This window comes from Sulfitobacter sabulilitoris, from assembly GCF_005887615.1.
GTDB lineage: Bacteria > Pseudomonadota > Alphaproteobacteria > Rhodobacterales > Rhodobacteraceae > Sulfitobacter_E > Sulfitobacter_E sabulilitoris.
In genome coordinates this window covers 1,115,117-1,134,500 of record NZ_VANS01000001.1, presented here as the reverse complement: position 1 = coordinate 1,134,500, position 19,384 = coordinate 1,115,117, and the positions used below count along the sequence as shown (strand labels likewise).

Here is a 19,384-nt window from a genome sequence, read left to right as displayed (position 1 = left end):
GGCGCGATCAGATCTGCTCAACCGTTACTTCGCCGTTCGTGTAAAAGGCCAGGTGGTCCTTGATCCGCGCCACCGCCTCGTTGGGGGTCTCATAGCTCCACACGACATCCTGCAGCGTCTTGCTTTTGGTCACGACCGAGAAATAGCTCGCATCGCCCTTGTGCGGGCAATGGCTGGTCTTGTCGGTCCTGTCCAGAAACGCCATCGCGATGTCGCCGCGCGGGAAATAGATGACGGGGGGGTAATCGCCCTCGATCAGCTCCAGCGCCGCACTGCTTTCGCCCAGCACGGCCCCGCCGGCGCGCACGCTCCACGTGCCGTCTGCCTTGCGGATCTTGATATGGTCGGCCATTCGATCTCTCCCCCTTGTGGTCGGTGATATAGGTCGTTGCGCGCGCCTTGACAGTATCGTGACGGGCACGGGGGTCAGATCGGTGCGGTGGCCGCATCCAACCATGTTTTTGCCTCGGGCGATAGCCGGGGGCCGATCTTTTCCGCAACCTGACCGTGGTAGGTATTCAACCAGTCGCGGCTGGGCCGATCCAGCATGTCCACCACTACAAGCCGCCGGTCGATCGGCGCAAAGGTCAAGGTGCGCCAGTCCAGCATCTTGCGGTGGTGGTCGCCACCGGGCAGATCGGGCGCGTCCTGCACCACCAGCAGGTTTTCCAGACGGATGCCGAACGCGCCTTCGCGGTAATACCCCGGCTCGTTGGACAGGATCATCCCGGGTTGAAACGGCACATGGCTGGTCTTGCTCAGCCGTTGCGGCCCTTCGTGCACGCTCAGGTATGCGCCGACGCCATGCCCCAGCCCGTGATCGAAATCCTGGCCCGCCAGCCACAGCGGCAAGCGTCCCACCGCTTCGATGTCGCGCCCGGCCAGGCCGCGGGGCCAGCGCAGGCGGCTCATCGCGATCATCCCCAGAAGGACGCGGGTGAACGCCTCGCACGCCTCCTGCGGCGGGGGGCCGATGGGCACGGTGCGGGTGATGTCGGTGGTGCCGTCAAGGTACTGCCCGCCGCTGTCGATGACGATCAGGTGGCCGCTCTCCAACACGCTGTCGGTGTTCTCGGTCACGCGGTAGTGCATGATCGCGCCATTGGGGCCGGTGCCCGCGATGGTTTCGAAACTGATGTCCTGCAACGCGTTGTCGGTGCGCCGCTGCGCCTCTAATCGGCTGACAACCTGCGTTTCGGTCACCGTGCCGGGCGCCTGCGCATCCAGCCAGGCCAGCAGTTCGACCACCGCCGCCCCGTCGCGCAGATGCGCCTGTGCCGCGCCTTCGATCTCGGCGGCGTTCTTGCAGGCCTTGGGCAGCGCGCAGGGGTCGTCGCCCCAGACGACCTTGTCGCCCACGGCCTCGGCCACGATCACCGGAACCGATGATTTCTCGAGCCGGACCGGACCGGGCTGCGCCTGCAGATAGGCCAGCAGCGTGTCGGGCGGGCGTATGGAGACCTTGTCGCCCAGGTGCTCCTCCAGCCCCTCCAGCTTGGCGGGGTCCATGAACAGATCGACGACGGCGCTGCCATGCAGCACGGCAAAGCCCTGCGCGATGGGATTGCGCGGAATGTCCGAGCCGCGGATGTTCAACAGCCAGCACAGCGAATCCGGCAGGGTGATCACCGCCGCGACCTCGCCCTTGTCGCGCAGGGCCTGCCCCAGTCTTGCACGCTTGTCGGCGTGGCTTTCTCCCGCGAACTCGATGGGGTGTGCCTTGGCGGGCGCCCTTGGCGGCGCGGGCTGATCGGCCCAGATGCGGTCCACCAGATTATCGCTCGCCCTGAGCGAAACACCCGAGCCATCGAGCGTCTTTTCCAGCTCTTCGATCTGGCCGGGAACATGCAGCCACGGGTCGAACCCGACGGTCCCGCCCTCCGGCAACTGCTCCTTGAGCCACTGGCCCAGCGAGACCTCGGGCCAGGGCACCGGCGTGAAGTCGGAGGCCACCTGCGCCTTGACCTGCGTGCGGTAACGGCCATCGATAAAGACCCCCGCCACATCGCGCAGCGCGGCGCAAAATCCCGCCGACCCGGTGAACCCGGTCAGCCAGGCCAGCCGTTCGTCATGCGGGGCCACGTATTCGCCCTGATGCGCATCGGCGCGCGGTACAAGAAAACCGTCCAGCCCTTCGCCCGCCATCTCCGTACGCAGCGCCTTCAACCGGGGCGGTCCCTGCTCGGGCCGCGCGGATACCTCGAATGACTGGAACAACCGTCTCTCCTCGCTCTCGTCTTCTTTGGGTCAAAAATACTCTCGCCGAAGGCAAGGCCGGTCTAACCGGCCTTTTTGATGCCCATCACGCGCGCCCGCGCCCGTGGATCGCTGTCGAACAGCGCCGCGAGCTGTTCGGTCATCGCCCCCGCCAACTGGTCCACGTCGGTGATCGTGACGGCGCGATCGTAGTAGCGGGTCACGTCATGCCCGATGCCGATCGCCAGCAGCTCCACCGCGCGGCGTCTTTCGACCATCGCGATCACGTCGCGCAGGTGTTTTTCTAGGTAATTCGCGGGGTTCACCGACAGGGTGCTGTCATCGACCGGCGCGCCGTCCGAAATCACCATCAGGATCTTGCGCGCCTCGTGACGGCCCAGCATCCGGCGGTGCGCCCATTCCAGCGCCTCGCCGTCGATGTTCTCCTTCAGCAGCCCTTCCTTCATCATCAGGCCAAGGTTGCGGTGCGTCCGCCGCCAGGGCGCGTCGGCGGATTTATAGATGATATGGCGCAGGTCGTTCAGGCGACCGGGCTGCTGTGGGCGGCCATCGTTCAACCAGGCCTCGCGGGCCTGTCCGCCCTTCCAGGCGCGGGTGGTAAAGCCAAGGATCTCGACCTTGACGTTGCACCGCTCCAGCGTCCGGGCCAGAACGTCGGCGCAGATGGCGGCGATGGAAATCGGCCGCCCGCGCATCGAACCGGAGTTGTCGAGCAGGAGCGTCACGACCGTGTCGCGAAACTCGGTGTCCTTTTCGACCTTGAAGCTGAGCGGCGTCGTGGGGTTGGCCACGACCCGCGCAAGGCGCCCCGCGTCCAGCATGCCTTCCTCGAGGTCGAATTCCCAGCTGCGGTTCTGCTGCGCCTGAAGGCGGCGCTGCAGCTTGTTGGCCAGACGGCTGACCGCGCCCTTGAGCGGTTCAAGCTGCTGGTCCAGGTAGGCGCGCAGGCGCTCGAGCTCGATCGGCTCGGCCAGTTCCTCGGCGCCGATCTCCTCGTCGTGGGTGCCCAGGTAGACCAGGTAGTTGGGGTCGGCATCCGACGCAGGCTGCGGGGCGGGCGGCTCGAGCGGGGCCTCGCCCTCGGGCATTTCGGCCTCCTCGCCCATCTCCTGATCGGCCATGTCGTCCATGCTGACTTGCGCCTGGGCGGCATCGTCCTGATCTTCCTGGCTCTGCTCGGGGCTGGCTTCGGCGTCCTCGTCGTCCTGATCATCCTGACCGGTGCTGTCGGGCTCCTGCTCCTCGTCCGATGTCTCTTCGGCTTCGTCCTCCTGATCCTCGTCGATCTGGTCAGGGTCGTCGCCCAACTGATCGCCATAGCCCAGATCGCTGATGATCTTGCGCGCGAACCTGGCAAAGGCGGATTGATCGCTCAGCGTGGCATCGAGGTTGTCCAGCGTCTCGCCGGCCTGGTCCTCGATGAAGCCGCGCCACAGCTCCATCACGTTGTTGGCCCCGCTGGGCAGGGGGCGCCCCGTGGCCAGATGCCGGATGAGGTAGCCCGCGGCGGTGGCCAGCGGCACGTCGGCGGGCTGCTTGACCTGATCATACCCCTTGCGCATCGCGTCATGGGCGATCTTGGCGTCGATGTTGCCCGCGGTGCCGGGCATGTCGCGCGCGCCCATCGCCTCGCAGCGCGCGGTTTCCATCGCCTCGTACAGATCGCGCGCCATCTCGCCCTGCGGCTGATAGCGCGCGTGGGTCTGGCCGTTGTGATAGCGGCGGTGCAACGCCAGCGCATCCGCCGTGCCGCGCGCCAGCAGCACCTCGTCGCGGGTCATGCGGCGGCTGACCTGCGGCAGGCGCATCGCATCGCCCGACACGCCCGACGGATCGACCGAATAGCTGACCGTCAGATCGCGGTCATGCGCCATGACCTTGGTCGCCTCGGCCAATGCCTTCTTGAACGGATCGGCGGGGTTGTCGGATTGCTTGGTCATCTGGTCCATTCCTTCGTCGCGGTCGGCAGATCGCCCTCGCCCGAAGCGAGATCGGCCAGCAGTGCCACATGTGCGTCCAGCGCGTCGATCACCGGATACCCCGGGTCCTGCCCGTCAAAGGCGAGGTTCAGGTCGGTGCCGGCCAGCACGATGGCATCCGCGCCCTGCCGCTCCATCATCTCCTGCCCGGCGGCAAAGAACAATGCGCGATCCTCGGCGGTGGCGGTGCCGCGCAACGCAAGGTCGCGATAGGCGTCGCCGACCTGCTCCAGGTTTCCGTCCGGGCTGACCGCGCCGGTCTTGTGCAACTGCCCGTACAGCTTGGTGCGCATGACCACGTCCGTTCCCAGCAATCCGACCGTTCCGAAACCCTTTCGCGCGAAATACGCGTCCAGCGGGTCGACCGCGCTGACAAGCGGCAGCGATGCCATCGCCTGCGTTTCGGCGAAACAGAAATGTCCGCCCAGCGACGTGATCGCGGCGCACTCGGCCCCCGCGGCCCTGAGCCGGTCGATCAACCCGGCATAGGTCCGGGCCTGTTCATCGCGCAGATCGGCAAGGTTGGTGCGGATCAGATCGTCGATATCGGCCTGCACGATCGTCAGGTCAAGCCGCGCCCCACGCTGTCGCATCGCGCGTGTCAGCCGTTGGTAATAGACGATGGTCGCCGCAGGGCCGATGCCGCCGATCAGGCCAATATGCATGATATGCCCCCCGCCATCTTCGGGATTACCCCAGGCTCAGGCTGGCGGCGCTTTCGGGCAACTCTTCGTCAAAGAGACGCTGGTAGAACTCCGCCACGGTCTGACGCTCAAGCTCGTCGCATTTGTTGAGGAACGACAGCCGGAAGGCATAGCCCACATTGCGGAAAATCTCGGCGTTCTGGGCCCATGCGATCACGGTGCGCGGCGACATGACCGTGGACAGATCGCCGTTCATGAAGGCGGTGCGCGTGAGGTCCGCCACCGTCACCATCTGCTTGACGGTCTTGCGGCCCTTGTCGGTATTGTAATGCGGGTTCTTCGACAGCACGATCGCGGTTTCCGCATCGATGCTGAGGTAGTTCAGCGTCGCCACCAGCGACCAGCGGTCCATCTGGCCCTGGTTGATCTGCTGGGTGCCGTGGTAAAGGCCGGTCGTGTCGCCCAGGCCCACGGTGTTGGCGGTGGCGAAGATGCGGAAATAGGGGTGCGGCGTCAGCACCTTGTTCTGGTCCAGCAGTGTCAGCTTGCCGTCCGTTTCCAGCACCCGCTGGATGACGAACATCACGTCGGCGCGGCCGGCGTCGTATTCATCGAACACGATCGCGGTCGGATTGCGCAGGGCCCAAGGCAGGATTCCCTCCTGGAAATCGGTGACCTGCTTGCCGTCCTTGAGCTTGATCGCGTCCTTGCCGATCAGGTCGATCCGGCTGATGTGACTGTCGAGGTTCACGCGCACGGTGGGCCAGTTGAGCATGCTGGCGACCTGTTCGATGTGGGTCGACTTGCCGGTGCCGTGATAGCCCTGGATCATGACGCGGCGATTGTGGGTGAACCCCGCGAGGATGGCCAGCGTGGTGTCGGGGTCGAACTTGTAGGTGCTGTCGCGTTCAGGCACGCGTTCGGTGCGCTCGGCAAAGCCTTTGACGACCATATCGGTGTCGATGCCAAAGACGTCGCGAACGGAAATCTCTTCGGTGGGTTTCGTGTCGATATCCAGTGCGCCGTCGGCCATTGCGGTTCTACCCTTCGTGTTAGCGGTCGTGTAGCAGAGATGTCTGCGGTTGCTGCTCGTGGTGCAACATATCGTGGCGGGCTGCAAGGGAAAGGGCAAAAGCCCGGATCGCCGCGGCGCGTCAGTCGCGGAAGTTGCGGCTGCCCTTGATCTGGTCCCAGGCCCAGACGACCTCTTGCAGCTGCTCTTCCTGGCTGCGGTCGCCGCCGTTCATGTCGGGGTGCAGCACCTTGATCAGCGCCTTGTAGGCCTTGCGCACCTCGGGCTTGGACCAGGTGTCCTTGGCGTCGAGGATCTCGATCGCGCGGCGCTCGGTCGGCGGCAGGCGGCGACCGGCCTGCGGCCCGCGTCCGGGGTTCTGCGTCGAATTGGCGCCCAGCACCTGATGCGGGTCCTCGATGCCCAGGCGGGCCCATGCGCGCGCCTCCGGATCGCCCAGCGGCTTGGTCGTGCGTTCCCAGACCTTGTCCTTGGACATCTGCGCGTTCAGTTCCGCCTCGGTGGTGCCATCGAAGAAGTTCCACTTGAGGTTATATTCCCGGACGTGCTGCTGGCAGAACCAGAAGTAGTCGTCCAGCACGTCGGGCGCCTTGGGTGCGCGGTACTTGCCCGCCTCTTCGCAGCCCTCGTGATCGCATACGCGGGTCGATGTCTCGGACGCGCCTGACATGCCACGGCGACCGCGGGGGTTTTTCTTTTTCGAGGACGACACGGACATGTCGAATCCGAAGGGATCTGGTTTTGGCATGTGTTAGTAACCTATTCGACTCGGGCGGTTGAGTTTAGACTGCCTGCACAAAGATTGAAGGGGGCGCGGTAAAAAAATGTCAGTCACACAAGGAACGGCGATGCAGGGATCCGTCACTCGGGAGATCGAGGAGCATTTGCGCGCGGCCTTTGCGCCGACCCACCTTGAGGTGGTGGACGACAGCGAAAGCCATCGGGGCCACGCGGGGTTTCAGGAGGGCGGGGAGAGCCATTTCAATGTGGCGATCCGCGCTGCGGCGTTCAAGGGCATGACCCGTCTGGCCCGTCACCGCGCCGTGCATGCGGCGCTTGGTCCGGACCTGATCGGCCGCATCCATGCGCTGGCGCTGGATATCGACGCATAGATCACGCGGTGCGGGCGGGGCGGGCGGCAGGGTTTCGATCAGGAGCTCGGCGGCTTGGGTTTACGGGTTGCGACAAGACGGCGCAGCGAATTCGTCATCCCCGAGACATCGCTGATGTCTTCCACCCCGTTGTCGCGCAGCATTTGCGTCGCGCCGACCGACCGTGACGCATCCCGCGCGCCGGGGTGCTGGCCCTCGCCGTCGTCGTCGTCCCCGGTGTCCGCCGCACCGTCAGAAGGCGCTTTCGCGTCGGCCTCCTCGGGCGTCGGCGTGGCTGTCATGGCCGCCTCTTTCGCGATGTCGCCGACAGGCTCATCCGCTTCCGGCGTTTCGGCCTCGCTCTGCGCCGCGTCAGCGCTGACCTGTGCGGGCGGGCCGTCGGCGATCGCCGGCTCTGGCCTGCTGTTCGGGGCGGGCAGCAATTCGGGCTGAAATGCGTCCAGATCGGTGGTGATCGCGCGGCGGAAAACCAGCACATTGCGCCATTCCGTGGTGGTCGAGGTCAGGCCCGACCGCTCGATGCTGGGCAGGGTTTCGGCACGCTGATATTCCCATCCGTTGTGCCCCATCTGATTCATAAGCTCTTGCAAAGCATAAGAAAAACGCGCTTCTGCACCTTTGACGCCACGGGCTTTGACACCGCGATTGGGGGCGGGCACGACACGGTATTCATAGCGGGGCATGGGCTGTCCTCTGGCTGGGAAGAGCCTGCTGTTTAGCAACGTGCCGGACCAAGGCCAAGGGGGAAGGTGGCGCGATCCGCAGAGTATTCCGCGCCGCTCTCGGTGTGGTCCGGACGGTTGCCGCCCGGTCAGTCAGCGGCGGGTGATGCCGATCTTGCGGCCTGCGCGATCGGGCCGGGGCAGGGCGTCGTGCGCGGCCTGAAGCGCCTCCAGCCGGGCCTTGATTTCGGCGGGCATGGGGGCGACGCGCGGGCCCGACTGGTCGATGTGCAGCGCCATCGCTTCGCCCGTGGCGGCCAGCCAGCCGTCCTCGTGCCAGATTTCCTGAAAGGTGTGAAACCGCTTTTCGTCGTGATCCAGCAGGTGCAGCGTCACGGTCACCGCGTCGCCTTCGTGCAATTCGCGCACATAGCACAGGTGAAATTCCGCCGTGTAGGTGGTGCAGCCGGTTTTCTGGTAGTCGGGGCCAAAGCCCAGATCGGCATAGATCTCGTCCGCGCAGTGATCGAACAGCACGTTGTAATAGGCCATGTTCAGATGGCCGTTGAAATCGATCCATTCCGGCTTGACGTGCATCACCGAGGATCGGAAGGGGGCAGGCTGGGTCATGTGGTCCCTTTGCGTGGCGGCATTTGCGGCAGGCTACCGAGCGACGCGGCCAAGCGCAAAGCGATTGTGTGCGGACCGATTGCCGGTTGTTTCGATTTCGCAGGGCACCGGGGTGTGCCGCGCGCGGCGGGCTGGTACAGATCAGTGACCACGGCCCGCGCAACCGCCAGCCAGCGATGTGTGGTGGTGCGGGCCCCGGCACAGGGCAAGACAGGAGACGGCGATGGGAACGCTCACGATCACCTATGACGGCGACCAGCATTGCACGGCCACGGACCCGGCCAAGAACAGGTCCGTCGCGATGGATTGCCCCTATACCGGCAAGGGAGAGGAACTGTCGCCCGGCGACCTGCTCCAGGCGGCGCTGGCGGGCTGCATGCTGATTGCGATGGGCCCCACGGCGGCGCGCGAAGGCGTCGATCTGCGAGACGTGACGGTATCGGTCGTGGTTGACAGCGCGCCGCCGCCCCGTATCGCCTATCGCGCCATCACGGTGCGGGTCCGGATGCCGCCCGGGCTGACCGATCTTCAGCGCAGGAAACTGCAAAGAGCCGCCGAAAGCTGCCCTATCAAGAACAGCTTTCGCGAGACGATAACGATGCGCGTGGACTTCGACTATCCCGACTGAACGGCCCGGGCCCGGCGGCCTAGCCGTTCAGCTTTTTCGCGACCAGTTCGTTCACGGCCTTGGGGTTGGCCTTGCCGCCCGTGGCCTTCATCACCTGACCCACGAACCAGCCTGCCAGCTTGGGGTTCTCGCGGGCCTTTTCGACCTGCGCGGGGTTGGCGGCGATGATCTCGTCCACCGCCGCTTCGATGGCGCCGGTGTCGGTGACCTGTTTCATGCCGCGCTCTTCGACGATCTGCGCGGGGTCGCCGCCTTCGGAATAGACGATCTCGAACACATCCTTGGCGATCTTGCCGGAAATCGCGTCGCTGGCGATCAGGTCGATCACACCGCCCAGTTGCGCGGGGCTGACGGGGCTGTCGGTGATCGTCTTGTCGTCCTTTTTCAGGCGGCCGAACAATTCGTTGATGACCCAGTTCGCGGCGATCTTGCCGTCGCGGCCCTGGGCCACGGCCTCGAAGTACCCGGCCGAATCCAGGTCGGCGGTCAGCACCGATGCGTCGTAATCGCTCAGGCCGAAATCGCCGATGAACCGCGCCTTCTTGGCGTCGGGCAATTCGGGCAGGGTGGCGCCGATGTGATCGACCCATTCTTGCTCGAGCACCAGCGGCAGCAGGTCGGGGTCGGGGAAGTAGCGGTAATCATGCGCCTCTTCCTTGGAGCGCATGGACCGGGTTTCGCCGCGGTCCGGATCGAACAGCCGGGTTTCCTGCACCACCTTGCCACCGCCCTCCACGATGGCGATCTGGCGCTTGGCCTCGACCTCGATCGCCTGCTGGATGAACCGCATGGAGTTCATGTTCTTGATCTCGCAACGGGTGCCCAGATGGCTGAAATCCTGCGTCGCCTGGTATTTCTCGTACTGGCCGGGGCGGCAGATCGACACGTTCACATCCGCGCGCATCGACCCCGACTGCATGTTGCCATCGCAGGTGCCCAGGTAGCGCAGGATCTGGCGCAGCTTGGTCAGGTAGGCCGCCGCTTCCTCGGGGCCGCGGATGTCGGGGCGGCTGACGATTTCCATCAGCGCCACGCCCGTGCGGTTCAGGTCCACGAAGGACATCGTCGGGTCCATGTCGTGGATCGACTTGCCCGCGTCCTGCTCAAGGTGGATCCGTTCGATACGGACGGTGCGCGCGGTGCCGTCGCCCAACTCCACCAGCACTTCGCCCTCGCCCACGATCGGGTGGTAAAGCTGACTGATCTGATAGCCCTGCGGCAGATCGGGATAAAAATAGTTCTTGCGGTCGAACGCGCTTTCCAGGTGGATATGCGCCTTGAGGCCCAGCCCGGTGCGGACCGCCTGTTCGACGCAGTATTCGTTGATCGTGGGCAGCATGCCGGGCATCGCCGCATCGACGAAGGACACGTTGGAGTTGGGCTCGGCTCCGAATTTGGTGGAGGCGCCGGAGAACAGCTTGGCCTTGGAGGTGACCTGCGCGTGGACCTCCATCCCGATGACCAGTTCCCAGTCGTGCTGCGCCCCTGCGATAACGCGGGGTTTCGGTGTGTCGTAGGTCAGATCAAGCATGGGTATCCCTTGGGCTCTCGGCGGGTTGGTCGCGCGTCAATCCGGTCATAATTCAGGGCGTCAAGTGCTGCAAGGCCCCGCTTGGCGTGCGCATCGCCCGCATTCGGGTTTCGCGCGAAATGGTGTAGGATGGCGGCACGGGCGCAGCAGTCAGCAAAAAGGACCGGCGCAATGATGGGGATCGAGGCCAAGGAGGTTCCGCACACCGCCCTGCTGGCACGCTATGTGCAAAGGCCGGGCTGCTATACCGATGCTTTCATGTGCCGGGTCCGGGGCGATATCAGCCTGGCGCGGTTCGTCGCCGCCTTTTACACGACCCCCCTGTTCCGGCTGGAGCGGGGCGTGCTGCGCGTGCTTCTGGCGCGGCGGTCCACCGACCGGCAGGCGCATGCGCTTGGGGCGGGCGACGCCGACAGTTTCGCCGTCTGGTGGATGGAGGCGCGCACCGCCGACCAGCTTTTGCTGTGCGATCTTTCGGGGCGGACGCGGTCGTGGTTCATGGTGGTGCCGCGGGACGGCGCGACGCAGCTTTGGTTCGGGTCGGCGGTGGTGCCGCCGGGGGCGGGTATCGGCACGCCCACCGCTTTGGCGCGCAGTCCGCAAAGATCGCGCGTGCTGGCCCTGCTTCTTGCGCCACACCGGATCTATTCGCGCGCGCTGCTGGCCTCTGCCGCGCGCCGGATCAACGCCCCGGGCTGAGAGCGCCTGCGCCGGCGCAAGACCGGGCGCGGCAGGGCACTTATCCGGGCTGTGTCACGGGGCCGGTGTTGGTGAACACGATCTTGTGGCCTGCCGCGATCTCACGACGAAACAGTCCCGCGATGATCCGCAAGGCGTCCTCCTGTCCCGAGGCGGCAAAGGCGCGGGGCGAGCGTACCCGCAGCGTGTTGTCGAAGCCCTGCGCGGCATGGGCCCAGATCATCGGGTGCAATTCCTTGAGGTGCGAGCGGATGATCCAGTCGGCGCAGTTGGCGATGCTGCTGCGGACGTGGCCGGCCGCGTCATGCGTCGACGGCGCGATGCCGATGGTCTTGGCGCAATAGGCCGCCAGCAGGTTGACCGTATGCTGGTGCGGCGCGCGCGCCAGGATATCGTGCAACCCTTCGATGAAGAACGGCAGGTCCAGACGGGCGCAGGCGGTATCATCGCCGGAAATGGCATCGAACATCACCCAGGTATAGCCACCCGCGCCCCACACGTCCTGCGTGCGGGCCGCCGTGCGGCGGGCCTCCAGCTCGAGCTGGTCATAGCTGCCGAACCAGCGCGGCAGCAGGTAGTTGCCCATCGCGCGCATCGGCCCGGGGTTGAGCGGGTTCAGGTCGATCAGGTCTTCGTAATCGTCGGCCACGCGGTCATGGGCGTTCGCCGCCCCGCCCAGCAACATGCAGCGGGCCGCCGCCAGCAGGGGCGAATTGCTTTCGACGCCGCAAAACCGGTCGAGGATATCTGTCGCGCGTTCGAAATGCGCGTCAAAGGCCGCGCGGTTGCGCCGGGGAACATCGGCGTCCCAGCCGTTGCCACGCCAGGCCCATCCCAGATCCATATGCGCAAGCGCCACGATCACCGCGATGGGATAGCTGTCCTCATGCTCGATCAGGATCGATTCCAGCGCCTCGATCCCTGCCATCAACGGCGCATCGCGCGCCGGCGTGCCATCCAGCAACGCGTGTTCGACCGCCATCACCACATCGGCGCGCGCGCCATAGGCCAGCAGATCGGCGACCGGCATCCCGCCGGGGGTGGCGGCACGGTCCTGATCGGCGGCCTCGATGGCGATGGCCAATTCGTCCCAGCGTTCCTGGCGGGCCAGAAACTGGCCCTTCATCTGGTTGCGGTCGCGATGCTCGTCTTCGGCGGTGATGTCGGGGCAGGGGATCGACAGTGCCTTTTCCGGCGCGACCGCGGACCCGCGACCGGACGCGCGAAACCGGGGCCGCAGCAAGGACCCGGTGCCCGAATCGGACGGATCCACGGCCAGAGGCCAGCGCGGTGTGCGCCCCCGCAAGATCCGGGGTGTCAGGGGCGATAAGCGGCTGGCGAGCGCCTTGGAAAGCGAAAGGATCATTACGGGGTCCCGAGTGTTTTTGTTGTTGTCACATCCTGTCGGCGCTTTCGGGCCGAATGATGGCGCGGGCGGGGAGTTCTCGGGCTTTTTCGCCGACGCGAAAGGGGCTGACAGGGCCGCAAACACCTGTCTGCCTTGATTTTGTTGCCCACCGCGGGACGGTGCGGCGCGGGATGGCGGGATTGTTGCGCGGGATGCGCGCAATGCCGCCCATCGGCGGTTTTGCGCGCTTGTCAGGGGCGCGGCGCCCGCCACATACTGTGTGCCATGTTACGGACCATCGCCCTCTTGATGCTGATGCTTGGCGCGCCGCCCGCGCTGGCAGAGCGGCCCGCCCTGGCCCAGGCCCAGCCGCCCGCCATGCTGTCGTCGGTGCAGGGGGTTACCCTGCGCCCGCCGGCGCGCGACGGAAACGTGCCGCGCACGCGCTGGCGTCACATGCGCGGGCACGTTCTATGGAACCGTGCGGCCCTGTCGGCGCTCAAGGCGCATGGCAAGCCGCTCACGGATATGGTGCCCGCCGATATCGCCACGTGGTGTCCGCGCTATCCCGACGCGGACGAGGCGGGGCGCCGGGCGTTCTGGGTCGGCTTCATGTCGGCGCTGGCCAAGCACGAAAGCACCTACAAACCGTGGGCGGTGGGCGGTGGAGGGCGCTGGTACGGGCTGCTTCAGATTCTGCCGGCCACGGCGCGCGGATACAAATGCAACGTGGGCGATGGCGAGTCGTTGAAAAACGGGGCCGCGAACCTGAGTTGCGCGGTGCGGATCATGGCCACCACGGTGCCGCGCGACGGTGTGGTGCATGCCCGCGACAGCCGGTGGCGCGGCGTTTCCGCAGACTGGGGCCCGATGCGCAGCGCGGCCAAGCGCGGCGACATGGCGGGATGGTTGCGACGGCAACCCTACTGCGCGCCGCTGGACGCGACCCGGCCGCGGTTGCGGCCCGTCACGGCGGAACGCACGGCGTCATCCGATCAGTGAAAAGTGGTGCCGCTGCACCGCGATGCCGCGCGCCAGCAACGCGGCCTCAAGGGCCTTGTGCGGCGGTGTCGATTCGTAAGGCAGGCGGATCTTGCGCCCGCCATCGGCCAGCACGACGCTGGCGCGGACAGAGAAATCCAGCCGGGTATCGAGGCGGACGTGACCGACCTCGCCCCAGGCCACCTCGGCGTGGCGCGTGCCGCTGAACCAGCGCAGGCCCTCGTCGTCGAGATCGAGCCCCGCGCGCGGATCGCGCCACAGATCGATCGTTGCGGGCAGGGCGAAAAGCGCCAGCACCGCCATCAGGATCACGGAGGCCTCGACCGCCACGATGGCCAGCACGAGGACACCGTAGTAGGCCGCGACCGCAATGGCCGTGGTTCGGTTGCGGCCCCGGCTGCGATACCGAAACGGCTCAGCGCCCGCCCGAGACATCCAGCACCCCGCCGGTGACATAGCTTGCGTCCTGCGACAGCAGCCAAAGCGCTGCCTGCGCGATTTCGTCCGCCGTGCCTGGGCGTTTCATGGGAATGTTGGGCGCAAGCCGCTGCGCGCGACCGGGGGTGCCGCCCTTGGCGTGGATGCCGGTGTCGATCAGGCCGGGGCGCAGCGACGTGACGCGGATGCCGCTGGCCGCCACCTCGTCCGACAGGCCCTTGGTAAAGGTGTCGATGGCGGCCTTGCTGGCGGCGTAATCGACGTATTCGTTGGCCGACCCCAGCCGCGCCGCGACCGAAGAGATGTTGACGATGGCGCCGCCGTCGCCCTGCGCCAGCATGCGGGCTACGGTCTCCTTGGCCACCAGCATCGCGCCGATCACGTTGACGTCGAACATCCGGCGCAGGCGGGCGTGGGTCATCTCGGCCACCGTGGTCGGCTGGTCCACGATGCCCGCGTTGTTGATCAGCGCATCGATGCGGCCGAACTCCGCGTCGATCTGGGAAAACATCGCCGCGATCGCCTGCGGATCGGCCACATCGGCGGGGCAGAGCAGCACGCGCGCGCCACAGGAGTGCGCCGCCTGTGCCACGTCTTGCGCGCCCTGAGCGTCCTGCCGGTAGTTCAACGCGATGTCATGGCCGCGCGCCGCCGCCAGCCGCGCACAGGCCGCGCCGATGCCCGCCGATGCGCCGGTGATCAACACAACGGGGCGCACCGGTCAGACCCCCCGGATGCGGCTGAGCATTTCGGTGGTGTCGCGCGACAGCTCGGGCGTGGCCAGAATTCGGTCCAGCTCGGCGCGGATTCCGTCTTGGCGGTCCGCGTCATAGCGCCGCCAGGTCTGGAACGCCGAACACATGCGCGCCGTGGTCTGCGGATTGACCGGATCGAGCTTGATCAACCAGTCCGCCAGCAGGCTGTAGCCCGATCCGTCGGCCGCGTGAAACCCCGCGTGGTGCTGCGTCAGCGCGCCCAGCACCGACCGGAAGCGATTGGGGTTCTTCCAGTTGAAATCGGGGTGTTCGGTCAGGCGGGCGGCGGTGGCGACGGCGTCTTCCGGCTTGGCCTCGATGACCTGAAGGCCGAACCACTTGTCCATCACCAGCCTGTCGGCGTGCCACTGCGTTTCGAACGCGTCGAGCGCGGTCTTGCCTTTCCCCGCACGAATGAGGTTGGCCAGGGCCGAAAGTTGCTGCGTCATGTTGTCGGCGGCCGCGAATTGCGCCATCGCCTGCGTGCCGCCGTCGGTCCGGGTCAGCAGCGACAGGGCGGCGCCCGCCAGCGATCGCTTGCCCGCCTGATGGGCATCGGGCGCATAAGGGCCATCGACCTGGTGATCGGCGTAAAGCCCCGCAAGCAGATCCGACAGGTGCTCTGCCTGCGCGTCGCGCATCGCCTCGCTCGCGGCATAGATCGCGTCCGGGTCGGGGGTCGTTCCGGCCTCCGACAGGCGGGCGGCCAGGTCGGACTGGCTGGGCAGGCCCAGCATCAGGGCGCGGTACGCGGGGTCCAGCGTGTCGTCCGCGACCAGCCTGCGCAGACCGTCAAGGTAATCGGCATCCGGTCGGACGCCATCGCGGATCATCGCCAGCAGGCTGTCGCGCGCCAATGTGCGCCCGGCCTCCCATCGGGTGACGGGGTCGGTGTCATGCGCCAGCAGGAACGCCGTCTGGCCGGGCGGTACGTCACGCTCCAGCACGATGGGCGCGGAAAATCCGCGCAGCAGCGACGGCACGGGCCTTGATGCCAGCCCTTCGAAGGTGAATGTCTGCCTGGCCTGCGTCACCTCCAGCACCTGTGTCGCGCGGACTTCGTCGCCGTTGGGCGACAGCAGGCCCACGGCGATGGGAATGACAAGCGGCTGCGGGTCGGGGCTGGCGGCGCTGGGTGGCGTGGATTGCGCAAAGGTCAGTGTATAGGTGCCCGCGTCGTCCCAGTGCTCGGTCACTTTCACATGCGGTGTGCCCGCCTGGCTGTACCACCGCTTGAACTGCGCCAGATCGCGGCCCGTGGTGTCCTCGAAGACCCTGAGCCAATCCTCGATCGTGCAGGCCTGCCCGTCGTGCCGCTCGAAATAGAGATCGAGCGCCTTCGAATAGGCCTCCGGCCCGACCAGGGTGCGCAGCATTCCGATGACCTCCGCGCCTTTCTCGTACACGGTGGCGGTATAGAAGTTGTTGATCTCCTGAAAGCTTTCGGGCCGGACGGGATGCGCCAGCGGGCCCTGATCCTCGGGGAATTGCCGCGCGCGCAGGTCGATGACATCGCCGATCCGCTTGACCGGCGCCGAGCGCATGTCGGAGGTGAACTGGCTGTCGCGGTAGACTGTCAGCCCCTCCTTGAGGCACAACTGGAACCAGTCGCGGCAGGTGATGCGGTTGCCGGTCCAGTTGTGGAAATATTCATGCGCGATGATCGCCTCGATCCGTTCGAAGTTCGTGTCGGTCGAGGTTTCGGGGCTGGCCAGCACGGCGGAGGAGTTGAAGATGTTGAGGCCTTTGTTCTCCATCGCCCCCATGTTGAAATCATCGACCGCGACAATGTTGAACACATCGAGATCGTATTCCCGGCCATAGACCTGCTCGTCCCATGTCATGCTGTCCTTGAGCGCCTGCATGCCAAAGGCGCATTTGCCCTCGTCGCCGGGCCGGACCCAGAGGTTCAGCTCGACGTCGCGGCCCGATTTCGTGGTGAACCGGCCGGGATGATTGACCAGTTCGCCCGCCACCAGCGCAAAGAGATACGCGGGTTTCGGCCAGGGATCGTGCCATTCAGCGGAGCCTTGGGTGCGCGTCACGGGGTTGCCGTTGCTCAGCAGCACGGGATGCGGGCCGTTGATCCGCACGGTGAACACGCTCATCACGTCGGGGCGGTCGGGGTAGTAGGTGATCTTGCGAAAGCCCTCGGCCTCGCATTGCGTGCAATACATGCCGTTGGACATGTAAAGCCCCTCGAGCGCGGTATTGCCCTGCGGATCGATCTCGACCTCGGCCTCCCAGACAAAGGGCCGGTCGGGCACGTCGCAGGTCAGCCCCTCGGGCGTGACCTGCGGGGTGACGGGCGTGCCGTCGATGCTGGCGCCGATCAGCTTGAGGTTTTCGCCGTGCAGAAAGAACCGCGTGTCGGCGGCGCCCGCGCGGGGGGCGAACGTGATCTTGCTGCGCACCCGCGTCGCGCGAGGTGCAAGGTCGAATGTCAGATCGACCGAGGTCACATCGAACCCGAACGGGGTGTAATCGCTCAGGTGGATCGTCTGGGGGGTCGCGTCGCGCATGGCATGACTTCTCGCTGTCTGATGGAACCGATGGATCGTCGCGGACGTTAAGCCCACGACAGCCAACCCGCAAGCGGGTCGCGACGCTTGCCCGCAGGGCAGGCGGATCACGCGATGACGACGACAAAATGACGACGACAAGGAGATGCTCATGTCAGCCCCGAACACCAATATCGAGAAACAGAAATCCCGCCACGCGCCGTCGCTTCTGGGTGTCGGTGCCGCCGTCGTGTTTGGTGGCATTATGATTGTCGCCCTGATCGCCTATGTGCTGGGCAATGCCGACGAAGACGACGCCGATGCGGTGACGAACGCCAATGGCGCGGACGCCCCCGCCGCGACCACCGCGACGGAGTGATTGCGCTGGCCGCGCGCGCCGCGCGGCCTATCCTTGTGATCCATGACGACACTGGTCTGGTTCAAACGGGATTTGCGGGTAAGCGATCATCCTGCGCTTGCATCCGCGGCGCGGCAGGGGGCGGTTTGTCCGGTCTATATCATCGAGCCCGACGCGTGGCGGCAGAGCGACAGCTCCGGCCGTCATTTCGCGTTTCTGCGCGAGAGCCTGGGCGATCTGCGCCAACACCTGCACCAATTGGGCGCAACGCTTTGCCTGCGCGTCGGCGATGCGGTCGAGGTGCTGGAGCGCCTGCGACAGGAAACCGGCGCGCGGCGCATGGTCAGCCACGAGGAAACCGGCAACGGATGGTCCTATGCGCGTGACCGCCGCGTCGCCCTGTGGGCGCGGGCGAATGGCGTAGCATGGGAGGAATTCGCCCAGTCCGGCGTGGTGCGCCGGCTGAACGGGCGCGACGGTTGGGCGGCGCGGCGCAATGCCTTTGTCGCGCAGCCCCAAACCCAACCGATCCGGATCGAGGCGGCGGCACCGCTGCGCTCGGACGACATTCCCGATCTCTGTGCCCCTGACCCGTGTCCGCAGCGCCAGTCCGGCGGGCGGCGCGCCGCCGAAGCCTGCCTGAGCAGTTTCCTGTCCGTGCGGGGACGCGACTACCGCCGCGCCATGTCGTCGCCGCTGACCGGGTGGGATGCCTGTTCGCGCCTGTCGCCGCATCTGGCCCTTGGCACGCTGTCCGTGCGCGAGGCGGCGCAGGCGGCCCGCGCCCGCGCGGCACAGGTCAAAGGCACGCGGTCGGGCTGGAGCGGATCGATCAAGAGCTTCGAGGCGCGCCTAGCGTGGCGGGATCATTTCACGCAAAAGCTGGAGGACGCGCCGCGGATCGAGACGCAGTGCCTGCACTCTGCCTATGAAGAGATGCGCCCGCGCGTGCCCGATGCCGCGCGGCTGGCGGCATGGGAGAGGGGCGAGACGGGTCTGCCGTTTCTGGACGCCTGCATGCGGTCGCTGCGCGGCACCGGGTGGCTGAATTTCAGGATGCGCGCGATGCTGGTGTCGGTCGCGTCCTATCACCTGTGGCTGGACTGGCGCAGCACCGGGCCGCATCTGGCGCGGCTGTTCACCGATTACGACCCCGGTATCCACTGGCCGCAGATGCAGATGCAGGCGGGCACCACCGGCATCAACACACCGCGCATCTACAATCCAGTCAAACAGGGGCAGGACCAGGACCCCGACGGCGCGTTCACCCGGCGCTGGCTGCCCGAACTGGCCGAGGTGCCGGACCGACATCTTCACCGGCCTTGGCGGTGGGACGGCGCCGGCAGGCTGCTGGGCCGGTCCTATCCGGAGCCGATCGTGGATGTCGCCGACGCGGCCCGCGCGGCGCGTGACAGGGTCTGGGCGCTGCGCAAGGCACCGGGGTTTCGCAGCGAAGCCGGACGCATCGTGCACGCGCACGCCAGCCGCAAGGACAGCGCGGGCCATTTCGTCGACGACCGCGCACAGAAGCAGCGCAAACGCGCCGCGCCGTCCTCCGGCACGGCGGATCCGCGCCAGCAGGGGTTCGATTTCTGATGCCGCGCATGACCCGGAAATCCGACTTGCCCAGCAAACTCTGCGCCACTTGCGGCCGCCCGTTCACCTGGCGCAAGAAGTGGGAAAAGGTCTGGGACGAGGTGCGCTATTGCTCTGACCGGTGCCGCCGTGCGCGGCCTAAATCGTCCTGATGTACGGATTGGTAATATCTTCTTACCAAAATTTGTTGCCTATCGGAAACAAACGTCCTACATCTGCCCGCAACATTCAGACCGGACCAGAGGGAGACG

20 protein-coding genes are annotated in these 19,384 nt (G+C 66.3%); 7 read left to right on the top strand and 13 right to left on the bottom strand.

Annotation, left to right across the window (positions count from 1 at the left end):
- Window positions 1–7: 7 nt before the first annotated feature.
- The 6 genes from FDT80_RS05380 to FDT80_RS05355 form a co-directional block, all read right to left on the bottom strand.
- Window positions 8–352, bottom strand: coding sequence for a DUF427 domain-containing protein (locus FDT80_RS05380; protein ID WP_138661175.1), 345 nt, complete (start codon window positions 350–352; stop codon window positions 8–10).
- Between the two features lie 74 nt (window positions 353–426).
- Complete coding sequence (locus FDT80_RS05375) at window positions 427–2,217, bottom strand: aminopeptidase P family protein (RefSeq protein WP_138661174.1); 1,791 nt, start codon at window positions 2,215–2,217, stop codon at window positions 427–429.
- Window positions 2,218–2,279: 62 nt separating this feature from the next.
- Window positions 2,280–4,157 (bottom strand): cobaltochelatase subunit CobT, encoded by a 1,878-nt coding sequence (gene cobT / locus FDT80_RS05370; RefSeq protein WP_138661173.1) that lies wholly within the window; start codon window positions 4,155–4,157, stop codon window positions 2,280–2,282.
- Window positions 4,154–4,861: an aspartate/glutamate racemase family protein gene (locus tag FDT80_RS05365; protein WP_138661172.1), complete on the bottom strand. Its 708-nt coding sequence runs from the start codon at window positions 4,859–4,861 to the stop codon at window positions 4,154–4,156. The genes cobT and FDT80_RS05365 overlap by 4 nt, the downstream gene beginning before the upstream one ends.
- Before the next feature lie 25 nt (window positions 4,862–4,886).
- The gene (cobS, locus tag FDT80_RS05360; protein WP_138661171.1) at window positions 4,887–5,873 is read right to left on the bottom strand and encodes a cobaltochelatase subunit CobS; all 987 of its coding nucleotides are present in this window, start codon (window positions 5,871–5,873) and stop codon (window positions 4,887–4,889) included.
- A gap of 121 nt (window positions 5,874–5,994) precedes the next feature.
- Entirely contained in the window at window positions 5,995–6,621 is a 627-nt protein-coding gene (locus FDT80_RS05355; RefSeq protein WP_138661170.1) for a J domain-containing protein, read from the bottom strand.
- 100 nt (window positions 6,622–6,721) lie between these two features.
- On the opposite strand from FDT80_RS05355, the gene FDT80_RS05350 reads away from it, so the two are divergent.
- Window positions 6,722–6,985 (top strand): BolA family protein, encoded by a 264-nt coding sequence (locus tag FDT80_RS05350; protein WP_138661169.1) that lies wholly within the window; start codon window positions 6,722–6,724, stop codon window positions 6,983–6,985.
- A gap of 38 nt (window positions 6,986–7,023) precedes the next feature.
- Here the strand turns inward: FDT80_RS05350 and FDT80_RS19070 are convergent, their stop codons facing one another.
- Both FDT80_RS19070 and FDT80_RS05340 read right to left on the bottom strand, forming a co-directional pair.
- The gene (locus tag FDT80_RS19070; protein ID WP_246039870.1) at window positions 7,024–7,668 is read right to left on the bottom strand and encodes a hypothetical protein; all 645 of its coding nucleotides are present in this window, start codon (window positions 7,666–7,668) and stop codon (window positions 7,024–7,026) included.
- A 132-nt stretch (window positions 7,669–7,800) separates the two neighbouring features.
- Window positions 7,801–8,277: a thioesterase family protein gene (locus FDT80_RS05340; RefSeq protein ID WP_138661168.1), complete on the bottom strand. Its 477-nt coding sequence runs from the start codon at window positions 8,275–8,277 to the stop codon at window positions 7,801–7,803.
- 223 nt (window positions 8,278–8,500) lie between these two features.
- On the opposite strand from FDT80_RS05340, the gene FDT80_RS05335 reads away from it, so the two are divergent.
- Window positions 8,501–8,905 (top strand): OsmC family protein, encoded by a 405-nt coding sequence (locus FDT80_RS05335; RefSeq protein WP_138661167.1) that lies wholly within the window; start codon window positions 8,501–8,503, stop codon window positions 8,903–8,905.
- A gap of 19 nt (window positions 8,906–8,924) precedes the next feature.
- On the opposite strand, the gene gatB is transcribed toward FDT80_RS05335, so the two are convergent.
- The gene (gene gatB, locus FDT80_RS05330) at window positions 8,925–10,436 is read right to left on the bottom strand and encodes an Asp-tRNA(Asn)/Glu-tRNA(Gln) amidotransferase subunit GatB (RefSeq protein WP_138661166.1); all 1,512 of its coding nucleotides are present in this window, start codon (window positions 10,434–10,436) and stop codon (window positions 8,925–8,927) included.
- Between the two features lie 171 nt (window positions 10,437–10,607).
- On the opposite strand from gatB, the gene FDT80_RS05325 reads away from it, so the two are divergent.
- Window positions 10,608–11,135 carry a hypothetical protein gene (locus FDT80_RS05325; protein ID WP_138661165.1) on the top strand — a complete coding sequence of 176 codons (528 nt, stop codon included), beginning with the start codon at window positions 10,608–10,610 and terminating at the stop codon, window positions 11,133–11,135.
- Between the two features lie 40 nt (window positions 11,136–11,175).
- Here the strand turns inward: FDT80_RS05325 and FDT80_RS05320 are convergent, their stop codons facing one another.
- Window positions 11,176–12,501 (bottom strand): hypothetical protein, encoded by a 1,326-nt coding sequence (locus FDT80_RS05320; protein WP_246039869.1) that lies wholly within the window; start codon window positions 12,499–12,501, stop codon window positions 11,176–11,178.
- Between the two features lie 267 nt (window positions 12,502–12,768).
- Between FDT80_RS05320 and FDT80_RS05315 the strand changes: the two genes are divergently transcribed.
- Window positions 12,769–13,485 carry a transglycosylase SLT domain-containing protein gene (locus FDT80_RS05315; protein WP_425471966.1) on the top strand — a complete coding sequence of 239 codons (717 nt, stop codon included), beginning with the start codon at window positions 12,769–12,771 and terminating at the stop codon, window positions 13,483–13,485.
- Here FDT80_RS05315 and FDT80_RS05310 read toward each other — a convergent pair.
- From FDT80_RS05310 to pepN, 3 genes are read right to left on the bottom strand one after another with little or no spacing between them, the layout of a single operon-like run.
- Entirely contained in the window at window positions 13,471–13,920 is a 450-nt protein-coding gene (locus tag FDT80_RS05310; protein WP_246039868.1) for a hypothetical protein, read from the bottom strand. The two genes, FDT80_RS05315 and FDT80_RS05310, sit on opposite strands and share 15 nt — an antisense overlap.
- Window positions 13,901–14,641 (bottom strand): SDR family oxidoreductase, encoded by a 741-nt coding sequence (locus FDT80_RS05305; protein WP_138661164.1) that lies wholly within the window; start codon window positions 14,639–14,641, stop codon window positions 13,901–13,903. Before FDT80_RS05305 ends, FDT80_RS05310 begins: the two co-directional genes overlap by 20 nt.
- A 3-nt stretch (window positions 14,642–14,644) precedes the next feature.
- Complete coding sequence (pepN, locus tag FDT80_RS05300; RefSeq protein WP_138661163.1) at window positions 14,645–17,200, bottom strand: aminopeptidase N; 2,556 nt, start codon at window positions 17,198–17,200, stop codon at window positions 14,645–14,647.
- Between the two features lie 151 nt (window positions 17,201–17,351).
- Between pepN and FDT80_RS05295 the strand changes: the two genes are divergently transcribed.
- Genes FDT80_RS05295 through FDT80_RS05285 form a run of 3 tightly spaced genes read left to right on the top strand, consistent with a single transcriptional unit; the run spans window position 17,352 to window position 19,285 of the window.
- The gene (locus FDT80_RS05295) at window positions 17,352–17,558 is read left to right on the top strand and encodes a hypothetical protein (RefSeq protein WP_138661162.1); all 207 of its coding nucleotides are present in this window, start codon (window positions 17,352–17,354) and stop codon (window positions 17,556–17,558) included.
- A gap of 42 nt (window positions 17,559–17,600) precedes the next feature.
- The gene (locus FDT80_RS05290) at window positions 17,601–19,133 is read left to right on the top strand and encodes an FAD-binding domain-containing protein (RefSeq protein ID WP_138661161.1); all 1,533 of its coding nucleotides are present in this window, start codon (window positions 17,601–17,603) and stop codon (window positions 19,131–19,133) included.
- Window positions 19,133–19,285, top strand: a complete 153-nt coding sequence (locus FDT80_RS05285; protein WP_138661160.1) for a DUF2256 domain-containing protein — start codon at window positions 19,133–19,135, stop codon at window positions 19,283–19,285. Before FDT80_RS05290 ends, FDT80_RS05285 begins: the two co-directional genes overlap by 1 nt.
- The last annotated feature ends 99 nt before the right edge of the window (window positions 19,286–19,384 follow it).

Excerpts from the sequence above, each read along its gene's own strand:
- FDT80_RS05380 (WP_138661175.1), bottom strand. The coding sequence starts at position 352 with ATGGCCGACCATATCAAGATCCGCAAGGCAGACGGCACGTGGAGCGTG.
- cobT (WP_138661173.1), bottom strand. The coding sequence starts at position 4,157 with ATGACCAAGCAATCCGACAACCCCGCCGATCCGTTCAAGAAGGCATTG.
- FDT80_RS05365 (WP_138661172.1), bottom strand. The coding sequence starts at position 4,861 with ATGCATATTGGCCTGATCGGCGGCATCGGCCCTGCGGCGACCATCGTC.
- cobS (WP_138661171.1), bottom strand. The coding sequence starts at position 5,873 with ATGGCCGACGGCGCACTGGATATCGACACGAAACCCACCGAAGAGATT.
- FDT80_RS05355 (WP_138661170.1), bottom strand. The coding sequence starts at position 6,621 with ATGCCAAAACCAGATCCCTTCGGATTCGACATGTCCGTGTCGTCCTCG.
- FDT80_RS05350 (WP_138661169.1), top strand. The coding sequence starts at position 6,722 with ATGCAGGGATCCGTCACTCGGGAGATCGAGGAGCATTTGCGCGCGGCC.
- FDT80_RS19070 (WP_246039870.1), bottom strand. The coding sequence starts at position 7,668 with ATGCCCCGCTATGAATACCGTGTCGTGCCCGCCCCCAATCGCGGTGTC.
- FDT80_RS05340 (WP_138661168.1), bottom strand. The coding sequence starts at position 8,277 with ATGACCCAGCCTGCCCCCTTCCGATCCTCGGTGATGCACGTCAAGCCG.
- FDT80_RS05335 (WP_138661167.1), top strand. The coding sequence starts at position 8,501 with ATGGGAACGCTCACGATCACCTATGACGGCGACCAGCATTGCACGGCC.
- gatB (WP_138661166.1), bottom strand. The coding sequence starts at position 10,436 with ATGCTTGATCTGACCTACGACACACCGAAACCCCGCGTTATCGCAGGG.
- FDT80_RS05325 (WP_138661165.1), top strand. The coding sequence starts at position 10,608 with ATGATGGGGATCGAGGCCAAGGAGGTTCCGCACACCGCCCTGCTGGCA.
- FDT80_RS05320 (WP_246039869.1), bottom strand. The coding sequence starts at position 12,501 with ATGATCCTTTCGCTTTCCAAGGCGCTCGCCAGCCGCTTATCGCCCCTG.
- FDT80_RS05315 (WP_425471966.1), top strand. The coding sequence starts at position 12,769 with ATGTTACGGACCATCGCCCTCTTGATGCTGATGCTTGGCGCGCCGCCC.
- FDT80_RS05310 (WP_246039868.1), bottom strand. The coding sequence starts at position 13,920 with ATGTCTCGGGCGGGCGCTGAGCCGTTTCGGTATCGCAGCCGGGGCCGC.
- pepN (WP_138661163.1), bottom strand. The coding sequence starts at position 17,200 with ATGCGCGACGCGACCCCCCAGACGATCCACCTGAGCGATTACACCCCG.
- FDT80_RS05295 (WP_138661162.1), top strand. The coding sequence starts at position 17,352 with ATGTCAGCCCCGAACACCAATATCGAGAAACAGAAATCCCGCCACGCG.
- FDT80_RS05290 (WP_138661161.1), top strand. The coding sequence starts at position 17,601 with ATGACGACACTGGTCTGGTTCAAACGGGATTTGCGGGTAAGCGATCAT.
- FDT80_RS05285 (WP_138661160.1), top strand. The coding sequence starts at position 19,133 with ATGCCGCGCATGACCCGGAAATCCGACTTGCCCAGCAAACTCTGCGCC.